Genomic DNA, 1,717 nt, shown 5'->3' with positions numbered 1-1,717 from the left:
TGCACCTGCTCTTCAAATAAATCCAGTAAAGTCTTATCCTTTGGATAACCCACAGTCGTGTCATTGAAAACATCCAATAATTGGCAAGACTCTTCTTTTGATAGAATATTTAAAGCTTTTATATTTAATTCTTCACCCTTTAGACCATCCAAAAGTTCAGTCAAAGCATTTTGCATATAAACAAGAATACGACTAGCATCTATACTTCTATCAACCTGAACTGTTAAACCAAAATCAACTCCATAATCATCGACACTTAATACAAAAGGATAATTGGTACGTTCCTGACCTCCCAGAACAGTTATGCCCGAATCAAATTCATTTGATTGATCTACTTCTGAAGAAGACCGTCCTGAATGACGGTAATTCAATAGCGCGCTGAAAAACGCTTTATCATTACCTATACCGCTCCAACCCTGAATATCTGATAATGGCGTCTGTTCATAGGACAACAAATCACCCAGCAAAGACTTCACCTGGCTTAAAAATTCCGATACAGTTCCTTTCAATTCAACCAAGACCGGCAGTGTATTGATAAACAAACCTAAGGAATCCGCCGCTCCCAATGATCCCTGAAGCCTTCCCGAAAACAAGGATCCAAAAACAGCATACTCCCTGTTGCTACATCTGGCCACTACCAATCCATAAGCCGCATGGAACAAAACTGCAGGGCTTATTGTATGTGTTACACTCAATTTACGAAGTGCTGTACTTAATTCTTTTGATAAAACGGTATGTGCTTGTTCAATACCACTGCCATCTCCCAAAACATTGGACAACTCGAATGGATAAGTAGATTCTTCAATCGATCTAAATAAAGTCTTGAAATAAGAAGAACCATTATTCACCGATTGAGCATGCAGGGTATGACCAATAAAATTGCGGTACAAGACTGGAACTCCTAAACTTTCTTTGTTTCCAGATAAATAAGACATAACCTCTGATATTATTTTTTCCATACCAACATGATCTATTATTAAATGATGTTCATATACAATCAAATAATAACTGCCATTATCTGCATCATTCGCCGATTTCAACTCCAATAATGGTGCTTTGGAAATATCCATCCAATAGCTTCCAGAAACTATCAGAGCCTCCAATTGGGGCAATACCGCCACTGAGGTATCCAATTCCAAATGCTCCAGCCATAAAGGCGCTTCACGTAATACTACCTGAACGGTTTGTGATAAATCAGCCCCCAAAATACATGTACGCAGCACATCATGGCGGTCCACTACAAATTGTAAAGCTTCAATAAAAGAATCCCGTTTGTTCTGATCTGAAAAAGAAAGCAAAGTTGGAAGAACATAGGGATCTCCCTCTTTAGGATCACTCATCAGATGATGGAAATAAATACCTTTTTGCAAAGGCGATAAAGGATAGATATCCTGTATGTTGGAAACGCCTCCCATTACAGTGTTTGCTATGTGATCAAGTTCACTTTGATTTAAATCCACCAAAGGAACCATCGAGGGAGTTATAGTATCACTATCAACCCTAATTCCATTTTCAGGAACACTATATACTAAAGAAAAAGAAGATAGTCTCTCATTCATCAAGGCTATAGTTGGTCCAGCAAAAATATCTTTTACTTCTATATGAAAATCCAACTTCTGCAAACGCGAAATCAACTGAACTGCCAATAAACTATGGCCCCCAAGCTCAAAGAAGTTATCATGAATACCTACTTTCTCCACACCAAGCAGCTTCTCCC

The 1,717-nt window shown here is 38.4% G+C and carries 1 protein-coding gene; it reads right to left on the bottom strand.

What is annotated here, in order from left to right:
- Positions 1-1,717 (bottom strand): condensation domain-containing protein (locus tag NQQ59_RS25180; protein ID WP_257698476.1); only part of this gene is annotated, 1,717 nt, incomplete at both ends.

Origin of the sequence: Flavobacterium panacis, assembly GCF_024649945.1 — a bacterium.
GTDB lineage: Bacteria > Bacteroidota > Bacteroidia > Flavobacteriales > Flavobacteriaceae > Flavobacterium > Flavobacterium panacis.
The sequence above is the reverse complement of the archived record's forward strand: the minus strand, read 5'-3'. Positions and strand labels throughout refer to the sequence as shown.